This window comes from Amycolatopsis kentuckyensis, from assembly GCF_002155975.1.
GTDB lineage: Bacteria > Actinomycetota > Actinomycetes > Mycobacteriales > Pseudonocardiaceae > Amycolatopsis > Amycolatopsis kentuckyensis.
The window spans coordinates 1-22,537 of record NZ_MUMI01000315.1; the positions used below are offsets into that span (position 1 = coordinate 1).

At 72.4% G+C, this 22,537-nt stretch carries 16 protein-coding genes and 1 pseudogene; 12 read left to right on the forward strand and 5 right to left on the reverse strand.

The window, feature by feature from the left end:
* Positions 1–130: 130 nt before the first annotated feature.
* Both CCN39_RS53050 and eccCa read left to right on the forward strand, forming a co-directional pair.
* Positions 131–352, forward strand: a pseudogene (locus CCN39_RS53050) (WXG100 family type VII secretion target); the annotation flags it as partial.
* 343 nt (positions 353–695) lie between these two features.
* Positions 696–4,625, forward strand: a complete 3,930-nt coding sequence (eccCa, locus tag CCN39_RS28605; RefSeq protein ID WP_086847117.1) for a type VII secretion protein EccCa — start codon at positions 696–698, stop codon at positions 4,623–4,625.
* Positions 4,626–4,682: 57 nt separating this feature from the next.
* On the opposite strand, the gene CCN39_RS28610 is transcribed toward eccCa, so the two are convergent.
* Positions 4,683–5,252, reverse strand: a complete 570-nt coding sequence (locus tag CCN39_RS28610) for a hypothetical protein (protein WP_086847119.1) — start codon at positions 5,250–5,252, stop codon at positions 4,683–4,685.
* Positions 5,252–9,244 carry a polymorphic toxin-type HINT domain-containing protein gene (locus CCN39_RS28615; RefSeq protein WP_158104559.1) on the reverse strand — a complete coding sequence of 1,331 codons (3,993 nt, stop codon included), beginning with the start codon at positions 9,242–9,244 and terminating at the stop codon, positions 5,252–5,254. The genes CCN39_RS28610 and CCN39_RS28615 overlap by 1 nt, the downstream gene beginning before the upstream one ends.
* A 417-nt stretch (positions 9,245–9,661) precedes the next feature.
* Between CCN39_RS28615 and CCN39_RS28620 the strand changes: the two genes are divergently transcribed.
* The 6 genes from CCN39_RS28620 (at position 9,662) to CCN39_RS28645 (ending at position 17,180) form a co-directional block, all read left to right on the forward strand.
* Positions 9,662–10,168, forward strand: a complete 507-nt coding sequence (locus CCN39_RS28620) for a hypothetical protein (RefSeq protein ID WP_143264191.1) — start codon at positions 9,662–9,664, stop codon at positions 10,166–10,168.
* A gap of 145 nt (positions 10,169–10,313) precedes the next feature.
* Positions 10,314–12,323 carry a trypsin-like serine protease gene (locus tag CCN39_RS28625; protein ID WP_086847126.1) on the forward strand — a complete coding sequence of 670 codons (2,010 nt, stop codon included), beginning with the start codon at positions 10,314–10,316 and terminating at the stop codon, positions 12,321–12,323.
* A gap of 57 nt (positions 12,324–12,380) precedes the next feature.
* The gene (locus CCN39_RS28630) at positions 12,381–13,931 is read left to right on the forward strand and encodes a tachylectin-related carbohydrate-binding protein (protein WP_086847128.1); all 1,551 of its coding nucleotides are present in this window, start codon (positions 12,381–12,383) and stop codon (positions 13,929–13,931) included.
* A gap of 16 nt (positions 13,932–13,947) precedes the next feature.
* The gene (locus CCN39_RS28635) at positions 13,948–15,828 is read left to right on the forward strand and encodes an FG-GAP-like repeat-containing protein (protein WP_086847129.1); all 1,881 of its coding nucleotides are present in this window, start codon (positions 13,948–13,950) and stop codon (positions 15,826–15,828) included.
* A 143-nt stretch (positions 15,829–15,971) separates the two neighbouring features.
* Positions 15,972–16,676: a S1 family peptidase gene (locus CCN39_RS28640; RefSeq protein ID WP_434781127.1), complete on the forward strand. Its 705-nt coding sequence runs from the start codon at positions 15,972–15,974 to the stop codon at positions 16,674–16,676.
* A gap of 60 nt (positions 16,677–16,736) precedes the next feature.
* Complete coding sequence (locus tag CCN39_RS28645) at positions 16,737–17,180, forward strand: YdeI/OmpD-associated family protein (RefSeq protein WP_086847132.1); 444 nt, start codon at positions 16,737–16,739, stop codon at positions 17,178–17,180.
* Positions 17,181–17,549: 369 nt separating this feature from the next.
* Here the strand turns inward: CCN39_RS28645 and CCN39_RS28655 are convergent, their stop codons facing one another.
* The 3 genes from CCN39_RS28655 to CCN39_RS28665 all read right to left on the reverse strand — a co-directional run bounded on the left by CCN39_RS28655 (position 17,550) and on the right by CCN39_RS28665 (position 20,254).
* Entirely contained in the window at positions 17,550–17,747 is a 198-nt protein-coding gene (locus CCN39_RS28655; protein ID WP_086847136.1) for a hypothetical protein, read from the reverse strand.
* An 86-nt stretch (positions 17,748–17,833) separates the two neighbouring features.
* Positions 17,834–19,234 carry a class I adenylate-forming enzyme family protein gene (locus CCN39_RS28660; RefSeq protein WP_086847138.1) on the reverse strand — a complete coding sequence of 467 codons (1,401 nt, stop codon included), beginning with the start codon at positions 19,232–19,234 and terminating at the stop codon, positions 17,834–17,836.
* Between the two features lie 30 nt (positions 19,235–19,264).
* Entirely contained in the window at positions 19,265–20,254 is a 990-nt protein-coding gene (locus CCN39_RS28665) for a hypothetical protein (RefSeq protein ID WP_086847140.1), read from the reverse strand.
* 217 nt (positions 20,255–20,471) lie between these two features.
* Between CCN39_RS28665 and CCN39_RS28670 the strand changes: the two genes are divergently transcribed.
* The 4 genes from CCN39_RS28670 to CCN39_RS28685 form a co-directional block, all read left to right on the forward strand.
* Positions 20,472–20,816: a WXG100 family type VII secretion target gene (locus CCN39_RS28670; protein WP_143264192.1), complete on the forward strand. Its 345-nt coding sequence runs from the start codon at positions 20,472–20,474 to the stop codon at positions 20,814–20,816.
* Positions 20,817–20,833: 17 nt separating this feature from the next.
* The gene (locus CCN39_RS28675; RefSeq protein ID WP_003057455.1) at positions 20,834–21,136 is read left to right on the forward strand and encodes a hypothetical protein; all 303 of its coding nucleotides are present in this window, start codon (positions 20,834–20,836) and stop codon (positions 21,134–21,136) included.
* 103 nt (positions 21,137–21,239) lie between these two features.
* A complete protein-coding gene (locus CCN39_RS28680; RefSeq protein WP_086847144.1) occupies positions 21,240–21,626 on the forward strand; it encodes a hypothetical protein in 387 nt (128 codons plus the stop codon).
* Positions 21,623–22,537: WXG100 family type VII secretion target (locus CCN39_RS28685; RefSeq protein ID WP_086847150.1), on the forward strand; the 915-nt coding region annotated here is incomplete at its 3' end. The genes CCN39_RS28680 and CCN39_RS28685, both read left to right, overlap by 4 nt.

Consider the following 22,537-nt stretch of genomic DNA (forward strand, 5'->3'; position numbering starts at 1 on the left):
GCGATGATGCCCCCGACGTTGCCCACGGCGGAGCGGATCGCCTCGGGCTCAGCCCGGTACTCGCCGGCCATGGGTCTCCTTCCGGGGTGTGTGCTCGGCTGAGCGTAAGTTCGGCCCCGGCAGGAGACCCATGGCCGGCGAGTACCGGGCTGAGCCCGAGGCGATGCGCACCGCCGTGGGCAACGTCGGGGGCATCATCGCGCACGGCATCAACGCCGTGGCCGACCTCGAGCGGCTCGTGGTGCAGCCGATGTCGTTCGCGACGTTCGGCAGCGCGGTCGCCGCGGCGAACACGGCCCTGCACTCCGGCCAGATCACCGCCGTCCGCACGCTGCTGCAGCTGCTGCAGCAGCGTGCGGACGGCGGTGATCTGGCCGGAGTGCAGGGCCGTGTTCGCCGCGGCGACCGCGCTGCCGAACGTCGCGAACGACATCGGCTGCACCACGAGCCGCTCGAGGTCGGCCACGGCGTTGATGCCGTGCGCGATGATGCCCCCGACGTTGCCCACGGCGGAGCGCATCGCCTCGGGCTCAGCCCGGTACTCGCCGGCCATGGGTCTCCTTCCGGGGTGTGTGCTCGGCTGAGCGTAAGTTCGGCCCCGGAAGCGGGCGGACGGCAAAAGTACCCACCGCGGGGTGGCGGCGAGTGGCCAAAATACCGGTCAGAGCCGCCCCGATCCGCTGGAGCATTGCTGCATGAGCCTCTCGCCCGAGCGCCCGTCCGAGATCGTGCTGCAGTCGCCGCCGATGCTTCCGAAGAGCTCGTCCGGCGGGATGGTCCAGCTGATGATGTTCCTGCCGATGATGCTCGGCATGGGCGCGATGTCGTTCGTCTACATCGGACGCGACGGCGGCGTGATGACGTGGATCTTCGGCGCCCTCTTCATCTGCGCCATGGGCGGCATGGTGGTGATGTCGCTGGGTCGCGGCGGGATGGCGAAGAAGGCGCAGATCAACGACGAACGCCGGGACTACCAGCGCTACCTCTCCGGGCTGCGCGCCCAGGTCCGCGACATCGCCGACGGCCAGCGCGCGGCCATGGTCGCCGTCCAGCCCGACCCGGCCGACCTGTGGGCCTACGTCGAGACCGGGAAGCTGTGGGACCGCCGCCGCAACGAGCCGCAGTTCGCGCAGGTGCGCGCGGGCACCGGGCCGCAGCGGCTCGCGACGCCGTTGAAGGCGCCGCAGACCGTGCCGCTGGAAGACCTGGACCCGGTGTCCTCCACCAGCCTCAAGCACTTCATCCGCACCTATTCGACGGTGGACGGCCTGCCGGTCGCGCTGTCGCTGCGGTCGTTCGCCGCGGTCACCGTGGCCGGGCGGCGGCCGGCCGTGCTCGGCCTGGTGCGGGCGCTGCTGTGCCAGCTCGTCACCTTCCACTCCCCCGCGGACCTGCGGGTCGCGCTCTGCGTGTCGCCGGACCGCCAGCACGACTGGGAGTGGGCGAAGTGGCTGCCGCACGCGACGGCGGCGGGCGCGGCCGACGCCGTCGGCTCGCGGCGGCTGGCCGCCGACACCGCGGCCGGGCTGGCCGAGCTCTTGGGTGCCGACCTCGGCGAGCGGCCCGCGTTCAGCCGGCGCGCGGCGGCCGAGCTCGACCTGCCCCACCTGGTGGTCCTCGTCGACGGCGGCAACGCGCACGGCGAGCCCCGGCTGATCGGCTCGGACGGCCGGCTCGGCGTCACGGTGATCGAGGTCGGGCAGGAGCACCCGCGGGCGTCGTCGTCCGAGAAGCTGCTGAGCCTGCACACCGCACCGGAGTCCCTCGGCATGGTCGTCGGCGAAGGCGGCGAGCAGCGGCTCGGCTTCCTCGGCCGCCCGGACGTCCTCGACCGCGGCGCCGCCGAAGCACTGGCGAGGATGCTGACGCCGCTGCACACGCCCGCCGCGGTCGTCGGCGAGAAACCGATGTCCTCGACGTTCGGGCTGGCCGGGCTGCTCGGCATCGGTGACCCGCGCGACACCGACACGACGGTGACGTGGGCGCCGCGCGCGGCCCGCGACCGGCTGCGGATCCCGCTGGGGGTCAACCCCGAAGGCCGTCCGGTCGAACTGGACCTCAAGGAGTCGGCCGAGGGCGGGATGGGCCCGCACGGGCTGGTCATCGGCGCGACCGGGTCCGGCAAGAGCGAGCTGCTGCGGACGCTGGTGACGGCCCTGGCCGTGATGCACTCGTCGGAGACGCTCAACCTGGCGCTCATCGACTTCAAGGGCGGCGCGACCTTCGCCGGGATGACCGGGCTGCCGCACACGTGCGCCGTCATCACCAACCTGTCCGACGACCTCGCGCTGGTCGACCGCATGGCCGACGCCCTCAACGGCGAGCTGCTGCGGCGGCAGGAACTGCTGCACGCGGCCGGGAACTACGCGTCGGTGCGGGACTACGAGAAAGCCCGCGCTGACGGCGCGCCCCTGGACCCGCTGCCGTCGCTGCTGGTGATCATCGACGAGTTCAGCGAGCTGCTGTCCTCCCGCCCGGAGTTCATCGACCTGTTCGTCGCGATCGGCCGGCTCGGGCGGTCGCTGGGCATTCACCTGCTGCTGGCCTCGCAGCGGCTGGAGGAGGGCCGGCTGCGCGGGCTCGATTCCCACCTGTCGTACCGGATCGGGCTCCGGACGTTCTCCGCCGCGGAAAGCCGCGCGGTGCTGGGCGTCGCGGACGCCTACCACCTGCCGCCGGTGCCGGGCTCGGCGTACCTGAAGTCCGACACCGAAACGCTGATCCGGCTCAAGGCGGCCTACGTCTCCGGGGAACTGCCGCCGCGCAGCACGGTCGTGCGCGAGGACGGGCAGGAGCTCGGTGTGCTGCCGTTTTCCCTGGCCCCGGTGGAAATCCCGGTGACGACGGAAATCTCCCCGGCGCCTTCGGAGGAGGGCGGTACCGGCGAGACGATCATCGGGGCGATGCTGTCCCGCCTGGAGGGCCGCGGCCCGGCCGCGCACCAGATCTGGCTGCCGCCGCTGGCCGAACCGCCGACGCTGGACCAGCTGCTGCCGCCGCTGGGCGAGGACGCCGCGCGCGGCCTGTGCCCGCTCGGCTGGGGCGGCAACGGCAAGCTGACGATCCCGGTGGCGCTGGTGGACAAGCCGTTCGAGCAGCGCCGCGACCTGCACTGGGCCGACTTCTCCGGCGCCGCGGGGCACGCGCTGATCGTCGGCGCGCCGCAGAGCGGGAAGTCCACGCTGATGAAGGACATCGCGGGGATGCTGGCGCTGACGCACACGCCGGCCGAGGTCCAGCTGTTCGTGCTGGACATGGGCGGTGGCGCGCTGGCGCCGATCGCCGGGCTGCCGCACGTGTCGGGGTACGCGACCCGCCGGGACGCGCAGCGCTGCCGCCGGGTCGTCGCCGAGCTGACGACGTTGCTGGAGCAGCGTGAGGAGTTCTTCGCCGCGCAGGGGATCGAGTCGATGGCGGCGTTCCGCGCCCGCCGTGCGGAGTTCACCGAGAGCACGGACGAGCGCGAGTTCGGCGACGTGTTCCTCTTCGTGGACAACTGGACCACGATCCGCCAGGAGTACGAGCAGCTGGAAGAGCAGATCACCGGGCTGGCGGCGCGCGGGCTCGGCTTCGGCATCCACGTGATCGTCTCGCTCAACCAGTGGATCGGCGTCCGCGCCCAGCTCCGCGACGCGATCGGCACCCGCTTCGAGCTGCGCCTGGGCGACCCGATGGACTCCTCGATCGACCGCAAGGTGGCGGCCAACGTCCCCGCCGACCGCCCCGGCCGCGGCATCACGGCGGAGAAGCTCCACTTCCTGGCGGCGTTGCCCCGCATCGATTCGGACCAGCGCCCGGAAACGGTCGGCGCGGGCGGCGTCGACCTGGTGCGGCGGATTTCGGAAGCGTGGAAGGGGCCGCGCGCCCCGCAGGTCCGGCTGCTGCCGCCCGAGGTCCCACTGGACACGCTGCCCGCGGCGCCTTCGCGTCAGGTCACGTTGGGGATCGCGGAATCGACGTTGCGCCCGGTGTACCTGGACTTCGCGGCGGACCCGCACTTCGTGGCCTTCGGCGACGTGGAGTCGGGGAAATCGTCGCTGCTGCGTGCGCTGGCTCAGGGCATCACGTCGGCGTACACCCCGGAAGAGGCGGCGATCATCGTGGCGGACTACCGCCGGGGTCTCCTGGGCGCGGTGCCGGAGCCGCACCTGCTCGGGTACGCCGGGGCAGAGGGCAAGCTGACGGACCTGATCGCGGAGTGCGCCCAGGCGATGCGCAACCGCCTGCCCGGCCCGTCGGTGACACCGGAACAGCTGCGCAACCGCTCGTGGTGGCGCGGCCCGGAGCTGTTCGTGCTGGTGGACGACTACGAACTGGTGGCCACGGTCGGCCGGAACCCGTTGCAGCCGCTGCTGGAGTTCCTGCCGCAGGCCCGCGACATCGGCCTGCACCTGGTGATCGTGCGTGGATCCGGTGGCGCGGGGAGGGCGTTGTTCGAGCCGGTCCTGCAGCGGCTGCGGGAGCTGGGCACACCGGGGCTGATCATGTCGGGGGCGAAGGACGAAGGGGCGTTGCTGGCGGACGTGAAGCCGTCACCGCAGCCGCCGGGCCGGGGAACGCTGGTGTCCCGTCGGCACGGGACCGGCTTGGTCCAGGTGGCCTGGACCAAGCCGGCGGAGTCCTGACGGCTCGGCGTGCGGGCGCGGTCATCTCGGCCGCACGGTTTTCTTCGAAGCACTTGCTCAGGGCAACGTGGAACAGACCGGTTCCCAGCGCGACACGGTAGCCGCGGCGTCCGGGTCGGTGAGGTGCGTGCGCAGGTCGAGCGCGAGCCGGATGAGCTGTTTCAGGTGGCGCAGGCGCAGGATCTCGGCCCGTTCCAGGGTGGTCCAGATCGGGCTCAGCCGTTCGGCCTCCGCCAGCCGTTCCGGAGTCACCACAGCGATGACCGAGCGGACGACCCGGTCGGCCGCGAACGGCGAATCCGGCAGGGAAAGCCCGGATTCGGCGAGCGCGGCCGCCAGGGCGAGCCGCCGGGTCAGCACCTCGTGGGCGTCCATCAGCTGCCGCCGCTCGAGGACCGAGAACACTTCGTCGACCGCACCCAGGAACCGGTCGAACTCCGCGGCCGACAGCCGTTCGCCGGACGGTTCGGGGTGCCGCAGCTCCCGGACCAGCGGCATGGTCAGCAGCTGCACGACGCCGAGCCACACGTTCGGCCCGGCGTCGTCCGCCGGCCGGCCACCGGCCAGCCACCACTCGAAGCGATCCCGCAACGGCATCGCGTCCAGGCGCCCGCGCACGTCCGACATCAGAAGTGGATGCCCAGCTGGCCGAACGCCTCCATACCCAGGCGCCGGATCGGCTCCCAGAGTGCCTCGTCGCTGCCGACGAAGTGGCCGCTGCGGCTGGAGATGTCGAGACCGAAGTACCCCGTTTCCGCCGATCCGGCGATGGTCGCTTCGCCGGCCGCGCGAACGGCCTGCCCGTTGCTGAGAACGGCGTGCGAGATCTCCACCCCTTGGACCGTGTGCGGCATCACGACGAGACTACCGTCCTCCAGGATCGCCCACTTGATCTGGCCTTCCAGGTCCGCCCGGGCGAGTGCCGCGTCCAGCTCGGCGCCCTGTGCGGCCCGGATCGGCTGCACGTTGACGCGGGCCGCGTCCGCCAGTTCCCGCTCGAGGTTGCCCGGCAGCTGGTTGGGCAGCGGCTTGCACATGTTGTGCACCAGCAGCCCGCGCGGCGACACGCGGTAGTCGTGATCGGTTTCGACCTCGAAGTTGTAGACCTTGACGGGCGTGGTTTCGCGCGTCACCGACGTCACCGTCGCCGGTGCGCCGTCCCCGGCGTCGAGCTCATCGCCTTCCCGCAGCTGGGACGCCGGTGTCCAGCCCCGGCCGGTCACCCAGAACGGGTGCTCGGTGGTCGACCGGACGACGGTCGTGCCGACGCCGACGACCACCAGGGCATCGACCTGGCGCTGGAACGTGGCGACGACCGCCCGCAGCTGCGAGTGCCCGGTGACCGGGTCCTTCGACCAGACGCGGTCGCCGGTCGTGACGGCTTCGATCGGTTTCGGTCCGGCCTCCGTCTGCACGATCGTCCCGGCGGGGAAGCAGTTCCCGGCCCGCGCCGCCTCGATGATCTCCTTGCCACGGCCCAGGAAGGTGCGAGCCTTGGCGACGTCTTCGACGAACTTGCCGATGCCGGCGATGATCCGCCACAGCGCCTTGCCGACTTCGAACGCCTTGATCGCGGCCAGGCCGAGCGACGCGATGTCGACGGCGCCCATGATGCAGTTGACGATGCCGGGGTCGTTGATGCAGGCCTTGATCCCGCCGATGAACAGGTCGATCAGGATCTGGCCGCCGTTGGCGATGATCCAGTCGATGATGTTCTGCTCGGCGAGGGCCTTGGCCTGGTTGTACTGGTCGACCAGTTCCTGCCCGCCCGCCGCGCGCAGCGCCGCCTCGTCGTCCGGGCTCAGCGGCCCCGACCCGGCGGTGCTCTGCTGGTTCTTCGCGTCTTCGGCGGCGCGCTTGTCCGCGGCGATCTTCGCCGCGTCGTCGGCGGCCTTGGCCGCCGCGTCCGCGTCCTTGCCCGCGGCAACCGCAGAAGCCCTGGCCTGGTCGGCGTAGGTTTGGGCCGCGGCGGCCGAGTCGTTGGCCCGCACCGCGGAAGCCCGGGCCCGCGCCGCCGAAGCCGCCGCGGCCTGCGCGTCACGCTGCGCGTTCTGCGCCGCGCTCTTGGCCTGCCGGGCGGACTGCGCCGCCTGGTCGGCCGACTGCTGCGCCTGGAGGGCGGACTGGCGGGCCTGTTCGGCGTAGATCGCCGCCTGGTCGGCCTGCGCACGAGCGTCCCTGGCCGCCTGGTCGGCTTCACCGGCGGCGTTGCGGGCGCGGGCGGCCGCCTCGGTCGCGAGAGCGGCGTTGGCCCTGGCCGTCGCCGCGGTGCTCGCGGCCTCCGTGACGTACCGGTGGACATCGGCCGCGTGCGTCGCGGTGTCGATGTCCCGCTGTTCGGCATCGAACCGCTCGTTGTCCAAGAACTTCTTCAAGTAGGAAACCGGACCGGACAACGCGACCTCGGCCGCGGCTCGCACCTCCGGACCGCCGGTCGTGAAGAACCGGGTGACGGCGATGCGGTCGTCGTGCTCGGCGGCCACGTACCGCCCGGTGCTCAGGAAGTCCGCGATGTCCTGAGGGGTGCCGCTGAGCGCGCGGTTCGCCGCTTCCTTCGTGGCCGGACCGCCGTTGTTGAGGATCAGCTGGACCGCGAGCCGGTCGTCGTCGGCCTTGCCCGGGTAGTCGCGGGTGCGCAGGAAGTCGGCGACCTGCGGGTCCGTGCCGGCGAACGCCGTACGCGCGGCTTGCTGGAAGCGCTGGTTGTCCGACGTGTCCCGCAGGACGGCGACACTGGTCCGGTCGTCCTGCCGGGTCGCGGACCCGAGCCCGGTACGCACGAACTGCCGCAAGCCGGCCTCGTTGCCCGAGAGGGCAGCGGCAGCGGCGGACTTGGTCCACGGGCCACCGCTCTGCAGGAGCAGGATCGCCGCCTTGCGAACGTCCAGCACCACTGTCTCCGGCGCCGTCGCCGGGTTGGCCGCTTCGTCCAGGAGGCGCTGGGTCTCCGCCGACCGCTTGGCCGCCTCGCCGGCCTTCCACTCGCCCGCCGCCTTCTGCGTGCTCTCGGCCTGCTTCGCCGCTTCCGCTTCCGCGATCGCCTGGGCCTTCTGGGCCTCCAACCGGGCCGCGTCCGCGTCGCGGGACGTCTTCTCCAGCGCCGCCGCCTGGTTCGCCGCCGTCGTCGCCGTGTCCGCCGATGTCCTGGCCGAGGCCGCGTACCCCGCCGCCGCGTCCGCGTCCTTCTTCGCCTGGTCCGCCGCTGCGGCGGCCTGGTCGGCCGCCGTTGCCGCCGCGTCCGCGTGGGCCGCCGCCGCGTTCGCCGCGTCGCGGGCCTGGCGGGCCGCCGCCGCGGCCTGGCCGGCCAGTGACTCCGCCGCGCTCGCCGCGCGGCTCGCCCGGGCCGCCGCCGCGCGCGCCGTCGCGGCCGCCTGCTCGGCCTGGCTCGCGTCCGCGCCCGCCGACCGCGCGTATCCCGCCGCCTCGCTCGCCGCCGAAGCCGCCGCGTCCGCGTTCGAGCTCGCGCTCCGCGCCGCGCCCGCGGCCCGGCCCGACGCGTCCGCCGCCTGGCCCGCCGCGTTCGCCGCGTCCGCCGCCGCCCGCGCGCCGGCCGCCACGTTGCGGGCATCGACCGCCGCCTTCCGGGCTTCGGCGGCGTGCGCGCCGTCCGCCGCCGCGGCCGACGCCGCCGAATACGCCCGCGAACACGCCTGCTCAGCCAGCGACGCCGCCGTCGCGGCCTGCGCCGCCGCGTTCGCCGCCACCCGCGACGCCCGGTTCGCCTCGGCCGCCGCACCGACCGCGGTCTTGGCCGCGTCGGCGGCACCGCGTGCCGCACTGGCGGCCCGCGCCGCCGCACCCGCCGCCTGTACCGACGAGTCCCGCGCCGCCTGGGTCTCCGCAGCAGCGCGCTGCGCCGCTTCCTTCGCGCGCTGTGCCGCCGCGATCGCCCGGTCGGCCGCGTCCTGGGCCTGCTTCGTCTGCGCCGCCGCCTGCGCACCCGCGTCCCGCGCCAGGTCGGCGAGGTGCGCGACACTGGCGGTTTCCTGGTCGCGTTCGGCCGCGAGCGCGTAGCCGGTCTCGAGGAACGCCTGGATGTCCTCGACCGTGCCGCTCAACGCTCGCTGCGCGGCCTTCTGCACCTCCGGACCGCCGGTCGTCGCCAGCTGGCTGACCTTGATCCGGTCGTCGTCGTTCTGCGCCTGCTGACGACCCGAGTCGAGGAACTTCTGGACGTCGGCTTCGGTGCCGCTCAACGCGGCCTGCCCGGCCGCCTGCACCCAGCGCCCGCCGGTCGTGATGTACCGCGAGACCTGCGCCCGGTTGTCGTCGCGCCACGGCTGCTGCCAGCCCGTGGCGAGGAACGCGCGCACGTCGGTGGCGGAGCCGCTCAACGCCGCCTGTGCAGCCCTCCGCACGCCCGGTCCGGCCACGGTCAGCAACCGGCTGACCTTGATCCGGTCGTCGTGTTCGGCCGCGACCGCCTTGCCGCTGGTCAGGAACGTGTGGACCTCGGCGTCCGAGCCCACCAGGGCCGCGGCCGCCGCGTCCTTCGTCGCCGGCCCGCCCGCCTGCCACAACGCGACGACCTGACCGCGTTCCTGCGAGCCGACGGGTTCCGCCGCCCGCGCAGGCACGGCCACCACGCCCGAAGCCACTGCGGCCACCAAGGTGACCACGAGCGAAGCGCGTGCCCTCCCCGCGATCGATCTCCTGATTCGCACCTCGCCAGCCCTCCCGTGTGCACGACGTTTCCGGTCGCCACAGGGGGACGCGCACATGCCGGAACCACCCCGGTTCCCGTGCGCAAAGAATGAGAGAGCGCTTTCCGCGCTTGCCCCGCCCTGGATCCTCCCCCCAAAGCGGTCGAAAAATAGCAGAGGGAAGGAACCGCCCGGAAGCCGCATTCGGGTGAGCCGGATCTCACCTCACAACCCGGGTCAGCTTGACGGACATTTGTTGACTTCGCGCCGGGAACGTGATTAGAGTCCGGTTCGCGTCCGCTCGGGGTCGGCCGCAGCCTTCTTCACGCCTTGTCGCGGCGAGTGCTTCGCCGCCGATCGACCATGCCGTTTTTCGAACCGCAGGGGGGATTCATGCGCACACGCGCGCGTTTCATCGCAGTGGCCGCGGCGGGGGCCGCACTGGCCGTCGCCGGCTCCGCTTCCGCCGTCTCGGCCGCGGCCGGGAACGCACCGGCCGACGACGCCCCGCCGCCGATCGTCGAGGACTACTCGTACCCCGGCGCCGCGAAGATCCTCCAGGACCGCGCCATCAAGCTGATCAGCGGTGACGGGCACATCGTGCTCGTCACCTGCGGGAGCCAGACCGGCCTGCTCGAGCTGCACGCCTACAACTCCGCCGACCACGACCGGGACCCCGGCCACTACTGCTTCAAGGTCAGCGGACCGACCGGCTACCTCCGCCTCGAGGTCCCCAACGCGTACCAGCTGTTCGGCGACAATCAGCACTCGGTCCAGGCAACGGTCGAAATCAACGGCCAGACCAGCACCGTCCCCATCGCCAAGACCGGGTGGACCGGAATCGGCGAAGGTGCGGGAACCGATCCCTCGACGCTTCTCGAGCTGCGCGCCTCTGCCTGACGGGCATTCGGAGTAGATCATTGCGGCATTCACCAGGCCGCAATGGTCCTTCTTTCGACTCATCGCACCCGGACGATTCCGGGTGATTAAGCATGCCCGCGTCCGGGTTTCCGGGCCGACCGGGCGCCACGAGGGGAACTCCCGTATGCCCACCCAGCCGACCCGGGTGGCGGCACTCGCCGCTGCCCTGCTCGCCGGCGGCCTGCTGACCGCGGCACCCGCCGACGCCGTTTCCGGTGGCAGCGCCGCCGCTCCCGGTGCCTATCCCTACGCCGCCAAGCTCACGGCCGACGGGCGGGCCTGTGGCGGCTCGCTCGTCCAGCCCGATCTCGTCCTCACCGCCGCGAGCTGCTTCCCCGAGACCCCGCAGGGCGGGGTGCCCGCCAAGGCGACCACCGCCACCATCGGGCGGACCAGCCTGAGCGGCACCGGCGGGCACGTCGTGCCCGTCACGAACGTCGTCGTCCGCACCGACCGGGACGTCGCGCTCGCCCGGCTCGCCACACCGGTCACCGACATCGCTCCCCTGCCGCTCAGCACCATTCCGGTCAACTTCCCCGGCGGTGACGAGACGCTGAGCCTGGCCGGCTACGGCCGCACCGAGAGCGAATGGGTGCCCGACACGCTGCACGTCGGCACGTTCAAGGCGCCGTCGTCGACGGCGACCACCCTGGCGCTCACCGGTACGAACGGCACCGACGCCTGCAAGGGCGACGCCGGTGCGCCCGTCTTCCGCGACGCCGGGGGCCGCACCGACGTCGTCGCGGTGACCGGTTCGTCCTGGCAGCACGGCTGCTTCGGCGAGACCACGACCCGGCAGGGCACCGTCGCCGCCCGCGTCGACGACATCGCCGGCTGGATCCGCCAGCAGACCCTGGCACCGTCGGCCAAGGCCGTGGGGCACGCCATCACCCTGACCTGGCACGCGGTGACCGGCAGCACCGGCTACCGCGTGTACTCCGCCACGACCCCGGACGTGCCGGTCGACAGCGCACACCTGCTGGGCAGCGTCGGCGGAACGTCGTACACGCACGCCGGCCTGCCCGCCAAGCAGACCCGCTACTACCGGGTCGTCGTCGCGACGAGCGACGGCTGGACGAGCACGCCGACCGACGTCGTCCCGGCCACCACGCCGGTGTCGGCGGGCAACGACTTCACCGGTGACGGCAAGGACGAGGCGGGCGCGGCCTACGACCTCGGGAGTGCTCGCACCGGCGTGTACGTCTGGCCGACCACCGCGGCCGGCGTGGGTGCCCCGGTGCTGAAGTGGAGTGCCGACGGCTGGGAGGCCGGCAAGGCCCGCTGGGTCACCGGCGACTTCAACGGGGACGGCCGTACCGACATCGGCGCCTTCTACGACTACCTCGACGGCGGCGCGAACCTGTTCGTCTGGCACGCCAACGCCTCCGGCGGGTTCGACAGCCAGGGCATCAAGTGGAGCGGCGCCTTCCGGCCGCTGAACGCCCGGTTCACCGCGGGCGACTTCGACGGCGACGGCCGCACGGACATCGCCGCCGCCTACGACAACGGCAACGCCGACCTGAGCATGCTGACCTGGCACGCGACGGCGACCGGGTTCGACGCCCCGGTCACGCAGTGGCGCACCGGGCCGGGCAACTGGAACCTCGCCCAGTCCGACTGGCGGGGTGGTGACTTCAACGGCGACGGCCGCGCCGACCTGGCGGCCTTCTACGACTACCACGACAACTCCGCGAACCTGTTCCTCTTCCACGGCAACGCTTCCGGCGGGCTCGACTCGCAGGGCCAGAAGTGGAACGGCGGGATCCCGTCCGGCCGGGCGAAGTTCGTCTCCGGCGACTTCGACGGCGACGGGCGCACGGACCTCGCCGCCGCGATCGACCTCGGCGGCGCGAACCTGACGTTCCGCACCTGGCACGCCACCGCCACCGGCGTCGACGCGCCGGTCACGCAGTGGACGAGCGGGCCGGGCAACTGGAACCTCGGCCAGTCTCAGTGGACCGCGGGCGACTACGACGGTGACGGCCGCACGGACCTGTTCGCCACCTACGGCTACGGCGGCTCGGACACCAACGTGTTCCGCTGGCACGCGAACGCCTCCGGCGGGTTCGACCACGAAGGCCTCAGGTGGAGCAGCAACGGCACCTTCGACGCCGCCCGATCGACGATCCTTTAGCACCACGGTGGCGGCGTCCCACGGGGCGCCGCCACCGCATCCACCGAGGGGAACCCGATGCACCCACGCGGCCGGACACGGCTCACCGCGCTGTCCGTCACCCTGCTCGCGGGCGGTCTGCTGACCGCGACGCCCGCCGAGGCCCTGTCCGGTGGCACGGTGGTGCCCGTCGGCACCCACCCGTTCCTCGCCCGGATCGCCACCCCGACGAAGTCCTGCTCGGGCGCCCTGATCGACCCGTCCTGGATCGTCACCTCGGCGACCTGCCTGACGGCGGCCGGCTCGGGCACGCCGAGCGAAGCCGCGACGGTCGTGGTCGGCGACGTCGACCTGAGCACCGGCGCGGGCTTCAGCGCGAAGCTGACGAAGGTCGTGCGCCGCACCGACCGGGACGTCGTCCTGGCGAAGCTGGAGAAGCCGGCGACCGGCGTCCAGCCGATCGCGCTGGGCAGCACCGCGCCACAGGCCGGGGACACCCTGCAGGTGGCCGGGTTCGGCCGGACCGCGACCGAATGGGTGCCCGCGCGGCCGCGCGTCGCGCCGTTCACCGTCTCGGGCGTCAACGGCGCCACCGTGTCGGTGTCGTCCGCCGACGGCACCGACGCCTGCAAGGGCGACGCGGGCGGTCCCGCGTTCCGCGTCTCGGGCGGCACCGCCCAGCTCGTCGCCCTGAACAGCACGTCGTGGCAGCACGGCTGCCTCGACGTCACCGAGACCCGTTCCGGCGGCACCGAAACCCGCGTCGACGACCTCGGCGGCTGGATCCGCGAAAACACCGTGCCGACGCCGGTTTCGTGCCCGGCCGGGGCCGCGATCTGGACCGCCCGCGCCGACGGCAGCCTCTGGCGCTACGTCCACCTCGGCCCGGCCGACGGCGCGGTCAGCTGGACGCAGCCGAGCGCCGCGGTCGGCTGGGGCTGGGACGGCCGCACGCTGGCCGGCAAGGGCGGCACCATCTGGGACATCCACCGCAACCACGGTGCGGGCGATCCCTTCGCCTCCGGCACGCTGAAGCGCTGGACGTACTCGACGAGCAGCGGCTGGAGCGGCGGCAACCAGGTCGGCAACGGCTGGGACCGCTACCTCACCGACGCGTACCAGAACCGGATCACCGTCGACGAGAAGAACCACATCTTCATGGTCGACGACGAGGGCCGGCTGAAGTCCTACCTGTGGGACGACGCGAGGGGCGGGTGGGTCAACGGCACCGGCGACGTCCTCGACACCGGCTGGTCCCGCTTCGACTCGATCACCGCGGCCGGCGACGGCGTGCTGTACGCGCGCAAGCCGGGCGGCGAGCTGTTCCGCTTCGAGTACGACTTCACCGCCTCGGCCTGGACCCAGCGGGAGAAGCCGGTCGGCGCCGGCTGGCAGATGTTCGGCGAGATCTTCTCCCCGGGCGGCGACATCCTGTACGGCCGCGGCAGCACCGGCACCAGCCCCTTCGACGGCCAGACCGGCCCGGTCCTGCGCTGGTACCGCTACTCCGACAACACCGAGACGTGGGCCCCGTCGGGCCCGGACCACATGGGCGTCACGATCGGCTCGGGCTGGAACACCGAGATCCACGTGACCAGCGCCCCCGACTCCTGCACCCTCGCCGGCTGACCGAGAAGGAACTTCGATGCGAACCCGATCGGGTCTAGTGGCCGTTTCGGCCGCCCTGCTCGCCGTGACCGCGGCCGGCGTCGTCCCCGCGAGCGCGGCTCCCGGGCCGGTGGCGGTGAACCTCGGCTTCACGGCCAAGATCACCGCCGACGGCCGCGCCTGCAGCGGCGCGCTCGTCGAACCCACGCTCGTCCTCACGGCGGCGAGCTGCTTCCCCGAGAACCCGCCGGCGAAGCCCGTCAGCGTCACCGTCGGGCCGCACACCGCGAAGGTGCTCACGGTGATCCCGCGCACCGACCGCGACGTCGCGCTCGTCCGGATCGACACCACGATCACCGACGTCGCGCCGCTCAAGCTCGGCGCGACGACCGGGGTGCCCGGTGTGTCGGAAGAGCTGTCGCTGGCCGGCTGGGGCCGGACGGCCACCGAGTGGGTGCCGAACGAGGCCCACGTCGGCAAATTCACCGTCTCGAGCTCCGGCGCGACGACCCTGTCGCTGACCGGAGCCGCCGACGCCTGCAAGGGCGACGCCGGCGCGCCGGTCTTCCGCGCGGACGGCACGCTCGCCGGGGTGGCCGGCGCGTCCTGGCAGCACGGCTGCTTCGGCGAGACGGAAACCCGCCAGGGCACGACCGCCGCCCGGGCCGACGACCTGCGCGACTGGATCCGCGGCCAGGCGATCATCGGCACCGCCAAGGCGGTCGGCCACGGCGTCACCCTGTCCTGGACCCCGCTCGCCGCCTCCGAGGACGTGACGTACTCCGTCTACGCCGGCTCGGACGGCCCTGCCGTCCCCAGCGCCGAGCAGTTCATCGGCACCACGAAGGCGACCACCTTCCTGCACTCGGCCGCCGCCCACCGGACCTGGCACTACCTGGTCGTGGCCTCGGGCGGGGCCACGAGCCCGGACTTCTCCACCACCACCCGGGGGCGCTCGGCCGGTGACTTCACCGGCGACAGCAAGGACGACATCGCCACCTTCACCCGCGCGAACGGCGCCGACGTCTTCGTGGCGGCTTCGGACGGCACCCGGTTCCAGGGCACGTCCCAGTTGTGGCACGACGCGTTCGGCCTCACCGCGGAGATTCCGCTGAGCGGCGACTTCGACGGCGACGGCAAGGTCGACGTCGCCACCTTCACCCGCGGCACGCTCGGCGACGTCTACGTCGCGCTCTCCACCGGCACCAAGTTCACCGGCACCAGCGCCAAGTGGCACGACAACTTCGCCTACGGCAACGAGATCCCCGCGGTCGGCGACTTCAACGGCGATGGCAAGGACGACATCGCGGTCTTCACCCTCGGCGGCCCGGCGGACGTGTACGTCGCGCTCTCGGACGGCACCAAGTTCGTCGGCGACGGCGTCAAGTGGCACGACCACTTCGGCATCGACAACGAGCTGCCCGCCGTCGGGGACTTCAACGGAGACGGCAAGGACGACCTCGCCGTCTTCACCCGCGGCACGACCGGCGACGTCTTCGTCGCGCTCTCGGACGGCACGAAGTTCACCGGCAACAGCGTCAAGTGGCACGACAACTTCGCCTACAACGGCGAGGTCCCGGCGATCGGCGACTTCGACGGCGACGGCAAGGACGACCTCGCGGTGTTCACCCGCGGCAGCATCGCCGACGTCTACGTGGCGTTGTCGGACGGCACGAAGTTCACCGGCAACGGCGTCCGCTGGCACGACAACTTCGCCTACAACGACGAGATCCCCGGGGTCGGCGACTTCAACGGGGACGGCAAGGCCGACATCGTGGTCTTCACCCGCGCGAGCAACGCCGACGTCTACGTCTCCCTCTCGGACGGCACCAAGTTCACCGGCAACAGCGTCAAGTGGCACGACAACTTCGCCTACAACAGCGAAGTGCCCGCCCCGCGGGCGATCACCGTCCTGTGACGCGGACCCGCTCCCGGGACCGTGCGTCCCGGGAGCGGGTTACCGACTTCGGTAGGTTCCGAAAATCCTTCACGGCTCATACGTTGAGCTGGACGTCCCGTTCGGGACGGATATCCGGATCACCTGGGCCGAAGGGCATTTTCATGCGAATGTCGAGGGCTGTAGCCGCGGTGGGTGCCGCCGCCGCGGCGCTGAGCGTGGTCTCAGCGGGAGTCGCGGACGCACAGCAGGACATCATCGGCGGGAGCACGGTCTCCTCCGCGCCGTGGGGCGCCCAGATCTACTGGAACAACGTGACGACGTACGGCGGTTTCGAGTGCTCGGGGACGATCATCGCCCCGCAGTGGGTGCTCACCGCCCGGCACTGCCTCAACTCGCCCGGCATGCACGTCAAGGTCGGCAACGTGACGCTCCAGCAGGGCACGAACGCCAACGTCGACCAGCAGAAGGCGTCCCCGAACGGGGACATCGCGCTGCTGCACCTGTCGACCGCGGTCAGCACGACGTACATGAAGCTCGGCACCGGCAACCCGCCGACCGGGTCGACCAACCAGATCTACGGCTGGGGCCGCACCCAGGGCAGCAGCCCGCCGTCGAGCACCCTGAAGACGGCCAACGTGCGCGTCACGGGCACGAGCTCGGACGCCTACGGCGGCACGGCGATCGCCAGCCAGGGCATCAACGGCTCGGCCTGGCACGGCGACTCGGGCGGCCCGCAGCTGTACAACGGCGTCCAGGTCGGGGTGTGCTCGACGGGCAGCAACTCCGGGTCGAACCCGCAGGGCACGCAGAACTACGCGAGCATCGCGTCGAGCCGCAGCTGGATCCGCACCACGACCGGCGTCTGAGCCGCCGGCCCGCGGGCCGGCCGTCCCGCCCGGGCGGCCGGCCCGCGGCATACTCGGGGCATGGAGTTCCGCACCCGGGTCCTGCTCGGCGGCAAGACCGCGACCGGCCTGCCGGTTCCCGCCGACGTCGTCGAGGCGCTCGGCGCCGGCAAGAAGCCGGCGGTGACCGTGACGCTCGGCGGGCACACGTACCGCACGACGGTCGCGAGCCGCGGCGGGCAGTTCCTGGTGCCGCTGAGCGCGGAGAACCGGGAGCGGGCCGGGGTCGCCGCCGGGGACGACGTCGAGGTCGAGATCGCCCTCGACACCGCGCCCCGCGAACTCGAGATCCCCGCCGATCTGGCGGAAGCGCTCACCGCCGACGAGGCCGCGCGAACCCGGTTCGAAAGCCTGTCCTACAGCGCGAAACAGCGGTTCGTGCTGCCGATCGGCCAGGCGAAGACCGAGCAGACCCGGCAGCGGCGGGTCGCCAAGGTGATCACCGACCTGCGCGCCGGGAAGTAGTCAGGCCAGGCCTTCGACCGCGTCCCGGCGGCGAGCAGGGCCGGACGGTTGCCGTGCGCCTTGGGCCACTAGGAGTTGAACCAGCGCAGGCAGATGGGCGTTTCCACGCCCGCATCCCAGCGCCGGAGAGCGGCCTGGCGCCGTTTCGGCGTCGTCAGCGGCTCCTCGTGGGTGAGCCAGTCCAGGTACCACTCCGCGAACGTCGCGGCCTGCCCGTCGTCGTTGAGGAGCGGGTTCAGCCGCTCGCACGTCGAACCACATGGTCCCTCGCATGGGTCCGCTGACAACCAGAAGCGTGGCGAAGCCGCATCCATCGTCTTGGAGGAAGACGGCGCCGACGTCCCGGGCTTCGTCGATCACGTCCGTGGTCTAGCGCCAAGCGTCGTGCGCGTCCTGGTAGGCCGCATCGGAGAGGTGGTCCGTTCGCTCCGGCCGGCTCGCCCACGCGTCTTCGCTTGCCGCCAGCGCATTGTCGTGGTCGGGAAAAGGGAGGTGCAGCCGGTCGTGGCGCCGGTAGCCGGCGCCGTCCCAATCCCAGCGCGAGCCGTCGAACTGCAGCGTCCACACCCGGCCGCCCGCGCTGACACGCAGGAGGTACTGGCGGTAGTCGCCGGGGAACTCGACGCCGAACGGGTAGCCGGTTCGATCGGCTGCTACGTCAACGCACGCAGCGCCGCCTTGTCCGGTTTCCCGGACGGTGCCACCGGAACCGACTCCACGAAGCTGAACCGGGCCGGCACCGCCGCCTCCCCCAGCTCGGCCGCCACCGCCTTGCGCACCTCGTCCAGGTCCGGCGAACGACCCGGCACCGGGACCAGGAACGCGTGCGCCGCCTCCCCGGTGCGGTCGTCGGGCACCGCCACCACGTACGCCTGGTCGACGTCCGGGCACGCGGCGATCGCCCGCTCGATCGGGCCGGTGTAGTGGATGATCGCGTTCACGATCACGACGTCGCGCGCGCGGCCGGACAGATGCAGGTAGCCCTCGGCGTCCACGGAACCGAGGTCCTGCGTGCGCACCCAGCCGTCGCGCAGCACCTCGGCGGAACCGGCAGGGTCACGCCAGTAGCCCGCGAACGCCGACGGCGTGCGCACCCACACCTCGCCCTCCCGCACCGCGATTTCCACCGTGTCGCAAGCCTTCCCGACCGAGCCGAGGCCCTCGTCGGCCCGGCAGATCGTCAGCATCCCCGTCTCGGTCTGGCCGTACGCGTGGTGCATCGCGGGCCCGATCCGCCCGGCCGCCTCGGCCAGCGTGTGCGGCGGCACCGGCGACCCGGCCACGATCAGCGTCCGCAGAGCGCTCAGGTCGACGTCTTCGGAGCGCAGCACGTCGAGGATCCGGTGCAGCCGCGGCACGGTCGTCAGCGCCGCCGTGATGCCCAGCCGCGGCAGCACCGACGGGAAGTCCGGCAGCCCCTCCGGGATCACCGCCGTGCCGCCCGCGAACAGGCACACCCCCAGCTGCTCGACCATCACCGCGCTGGCCAGCGACCCGAACAGCAGGTACCGCCCGAATCCCGCGCCCAGCCGTTCGTGCGCCGAACCCGGTACCGGCGGCCGCCAGACCCGGCCTTCGGTCAGTGCGCGGTAGCTGTAGGCCACCCCCTTCGGGACGCCGGTGCTGCCGCTGGTGAACACGACCGTCGCGATGTCGTCCGGCCGGCCCTGCGGCACCGGCTCGCCGAACGGAGCCGCCGCCAAGGATTCCACCGGCAGCACCGGAACCCCGGCTTCCCACGGCTCGTCGGCGACCACCGCCGCGACGTCGCCGAGGATGTGCCGCAGCTGCGCCTCCGGCAGCCCGGGCCGCACCGCGACCGCACGGGCGCCGAGCACGTGCACCGCGATCAGCGCGGCGAACCCCTCCGGCGTGACGGCGGTGGCGAGCCCGACGCCGTCGCCCGGGCCGAGCCCGGCCGCCCGCAGGCCCGCGGCGAACCGGCCGATCAGCGCCCGCAGCTCGCCCCGGGTGGTCACCCGCGCACCGTGTTCGAACGCGGGGACCTCCGGAACCCGCTCCAGCTCGTCCAGCAGTGCCTGTGGGTGGACCATCGCGACCGCCTCTCGCCCGGGGATCCCGGTCTACCGGGCGGATCTCAGAATTTCGGCAGAGACGACCCGCTCCCGAGGGAGCGACCGCAGCGACAGCGTGCCCGCGACGGCGACCGCCGCGATCAGGCCGGTGGCGGCGGCGAGCGTCCAGAAGTCCGGGTGCACGACGGACTGGCCGCGCTCGGCCTGCCAGGTGAGCAGCGCGATCAGCCCCAGGTAGCCCGCGCCCGCGGTCCGGACCAGCCGGCGGCGGACTACGTCGGCTTCGAGCACCGGGTACCGGCGGGCCAGCAGGAGCAGCCCGAACGCGACCAGCGGCAGCACCTGCAGCGCGTGGATGCCGATGAAGTGCGGGATCCGCAGGTCCCCGCCGACCGTGCTCCAGCCGACCACCGGCAGCCCGGGGCCGCCGTCCTCGACGCCGACGGAGTGGGCACCGAACGTCGAGTACTTGCCGTTCGCCTCGAGCACCGCTTGCTGCGCCGGCGTCGGCGAGAACATCAGCGTGGCGACGTACATCCCCACCACGGCGAGGCCGGCGCCCCAGCGCAGGGCCGAGCGCAGCGCGCGGTCGGGGATGCGCTGGAACAGCAGCAGGACGGCAACGGCGGCGGTCATCAGCCACGCCGTGTACGCCCCGCCCGCGACGACGTTGTTGATCGCGACGTCCGTGGGCGTCGCCTGGTTGAAGTGCAGCGTCCGGCCGCGGACGATGATCTGCCACGCCAGCAGCGCGAAGTCGAGGCCGATGCCGGCGGCGAACACCGTGCCGAACCACCAGCCGGTCCGGCGGCCGCGGCGCACGTGCGTCAGCAGCCAGGCCAGCGTCAGCGCGTACAGCCCGATCGACACGGAGAACTTGAACGGCTTGAGCCAGATCGGCACGTTGACCAGCGTGCGATCATCGAAGAGGAGGCCGAGCAGCGAGACCGCGCACAGCACCCCCATCGCCCCGGCGAGCACCACCAGCGGGCGGTGCCACGCGCGGAGCGTGACCAGCGGATTTCCCTTGTCTGCCATGGTCTCAAGCGTGGCGCCGGGAGGCCCCGCGGTCACTGGAGCGCGCCACCGTCGCGGGGTGGGGAACGCCCTACCCCCGCTCGCGTGGGTAATAGTGCCGTCACCGCGACCGGCAGTTGTGCCGTTTGACCACACAGGCCTCTTTTCTAGCGTGACTTTCACACCGCGCGGACCACCGCGCCAGGGGTATTCGCTTCAGGAAGGAGGTGGCCCGTCGATGTCCAGTCCGGGATTCCAGGCAGATTCCGCTGCCATGACGCGCGCCGTCCAGGGTTTCGAGGAAACCGCGACGAACGCCAAGTCCACGATGGCCAGCTTGGAGTCCGAGCTGACCGAGGCGCTGCGCAACTACAAGGGTGACCAGGCCGTGGCCTTCTGGGACCTCCAGCGGCGGCTGCAGGAGAAGATGACCGCCGCGGTGAAGGAGCTCGACACGATGTCGCAGCTCGTGCACACCAGCCACGCGAACTACGGCCGCGGCGACGCCGACGTCCACCAGAGCTTCCAGGGGGTCGGCAACACCCTCGAGGGCTCGGGCGTGCTCCCCCGCCTCAACCCCTGACAGAGAGGACGCCCACCATGGCCGACGTCGTCGAAATCAACTTCGCCGCGTTGCAGCACAGCTCGGCATCCCTGGCCGCCAAGGCCAAGGCGCTCACCTCGCAGCTGGAGCAGCTGCACCAGAACCTGCAGCCGATCACCGCGACCTGGTACGCCTCCGGCAGCTCCGCCGGTGACGCCGCCCGCCAGGCCGAAACCCGCCTGCGCCAGGCCACCGCGGACATCGTCGCGATCATCGCGCAGTTCGGCGGGAAGGTCGGCGAGGCGCACGACCTCCAGCAGTCGCTGGAGAACCGCAACCAGGGACTGTTCGCGGGCTGACCCGCGCCCCAGACGTCGGTCGGCCGGTGCGGGAAACCCCCCGCTCGCACCGGCCGACCGGCTTTCCCCATGTCAGCCCCATCGCGCCAGAGAGCCGGGACCGATGCCAGACCAGTCGTACTACGTCCACCTGGAATCGCTGAAGGACTTCGTGCGGGAGCTGGAGACCCAGATCCACGCGATGTCGAAACCGAACGACTTCCTGCTCACCCTCGGCGAGGAACCGCTGCTGTTCGGCGAGTTCGGCGAGGCGGGGTCGCTGGCCGACGCCCACCGCGCCGCCGTCTCGGAGATGCAGGGCCTGCTCGACCAGGTCCGCAGCGCGATCGGGTTCGCCCAGGACGTCACCACCACGGTCGCCGACGGGTACCAGCACGCCGACCAGTCGGTCGCCGGGGACCTGCACGCTTCAGGTGCCGTCACCGGCCTGCTCGACCCGGTCCTGGGCCTGCTGGGCGGCGGAGACACGGACGGGAGCCGCAAGGGATGACCAACACCGCGCACACGAACTTCGCCGCGTACAGCCACCAGCAGCTGTACGCGATGCTGCAGGCCGGCGACCCGAACAGCGCGCGCCACGCCGCCGACAAGTGGAAGTCCGCCGCGCTGCACCTGCACGAGCAGGCCCACAACCTCAACGCGGAGCTCACCGAGTTCAAGGACCAGTGGACCGGTGGCGCGGCCGACCAGTACCAGCGGATGATCATCGACCTCGCGAACGGCATCTCGAAGGTGGCGCAGACCGCGGAGGCGATGAACGTGACGCTCGGCGACGCCGCCGACGCCCTGGTGAAGGCCAAGAAGGAGATGCCGCCGCCGGTCGCGGTGCCGGACGTCGCCCCGGCCGACGTCGCGCTCGCGGTGAACCCGCCGCTGCTGCCGCCGGACGCCTCCCCCGCCGTCGTGCAGGCCGCGGCGCAGCAACGTCAGCAGGCCATCGCGAACGTCGAAGCGCAGCAGGCCGCCGCGAACGCCGCCGGGTCCGCGCACGGCCGGGCGATCGTCGTGATGACCCAGCTCGCCGGCGAGTACACCGCCGCGGAGGAGTCGATCCCGGCCTCGCCGAACGCCGTCCAGACGCCCCCGAGCCCGCCGGCCGGTGGCGGCGCGGGCAGCGCCGGCTCCCCGGGGCTCGTCGGCAACGGCACGACCGGACCCGGCATCGTCGTCACCCCCACCGACGGGCACCCGCTGCCCGGCGGCGGGACGACGACGACCCAGCCGGGAACGACCGTGCCGACGTCGAACCCGCTGTTCGGCGACATGTTCACCGCCGGGCTCGCCGCGGCTTCGGCCGCCGCGTTCGGCCGGTTCGGCTCGATCATGCCGAAGGTGCCGTCGTGGGCGACCGGCAAGGACCCCAAGGACACCAAGGAAGAGCCGCCGGGCACGAAGCTCGGC

Coding starts and splice junctions, on each gene's coding strand:
- CCN39_RS28665 (WP_086847140.1), bottom strand. CDS start 20,254: ATGGCAGACAAGGGAAATCCGCTGGTCACGCTCCGCGCGTGGCACCGC.
- CCN39_RS28660 (WP_086847138.1), bottom strand. CDS start 19,234: ATGGTCCACCCACAGGCACTGCTGGACGAGCTGGAGCGGGTTCCGGAG.
- eccCa (WP_086847117.1), top strand. CDS start 696: ATGAGCCTCTCGCCCGAGCGCCCGTCCGAGATCGTGCTGCAGTCGCCG.
- CCN39_RS28630 (WP_086847128.1), top strand. CDS start 12,381: ATGCACCCACGCGGCCGGACACGGCTCACCGCGCTGTCCGTCACCCTG.
- CCN39_RS28645 (WP_086847132.1), top strand. CDS start 16,737: ATGGAGTTCCGCACCCGGGTCCTGCTCGGCGGCAAGACCGCGACCGGC.
- CCN39_RS28640 (WP_434781127.1), top strand. CDS start 15,972: ATGCGAATGTCGAGGGCTGTAGCCGCGGTGGGTGCCGCCGCCGCGGCG.
- CCN39_RS28680 (WP_086847144.1), top strand. CDS start 21,240: ATGCCAGACCAGTCGTACTACGTCCACCTGGAATCGCTGAAGGACTTC.
- CCN39_RS28635 (WP_086847129.1), top strand. CDS start 13,948: ATGCGAACCCGATCGGGTCTAGTGGCCGTTTCGGCCGCCCTGCTCGCC.
- CCN39_RS28675 (WP_003057455.1), top strand. CDS start 20,834: ATGGCCGACGTCGTCGAAATCAACTTCGCCGCGTTGCAGCACAGCTCG.
- CCN39_RS28620 (WP_143264191.1), top strand. CDS start 9,662: ATGCGCACACGCGCGCGTTTCATCGCAGTGGCCGCGGCGGGGGCCGCA.
- CCN39_RS28625 (WP_086847126.1), top strand. CDS start 10,314: ATGCCCACCCAGCCGACCCGGGTGGCGGCACTCGCCGCTGCCCTGCTC.
- CCN39_RS28610 (WP_086847119.1), bottom strand. CDS start 5,252: ATGTCGGACGTGCGCGGGCGCCTGGACGCGATGCCGTTGCGGGATCGC.
- CCN39_RS28670 (WP_143264192.1), top strand. CDS start 20,472: ATGTCCAGTCCGGGATTCCAGGCAGATTCCGCTGCCATGACGCGCGCC.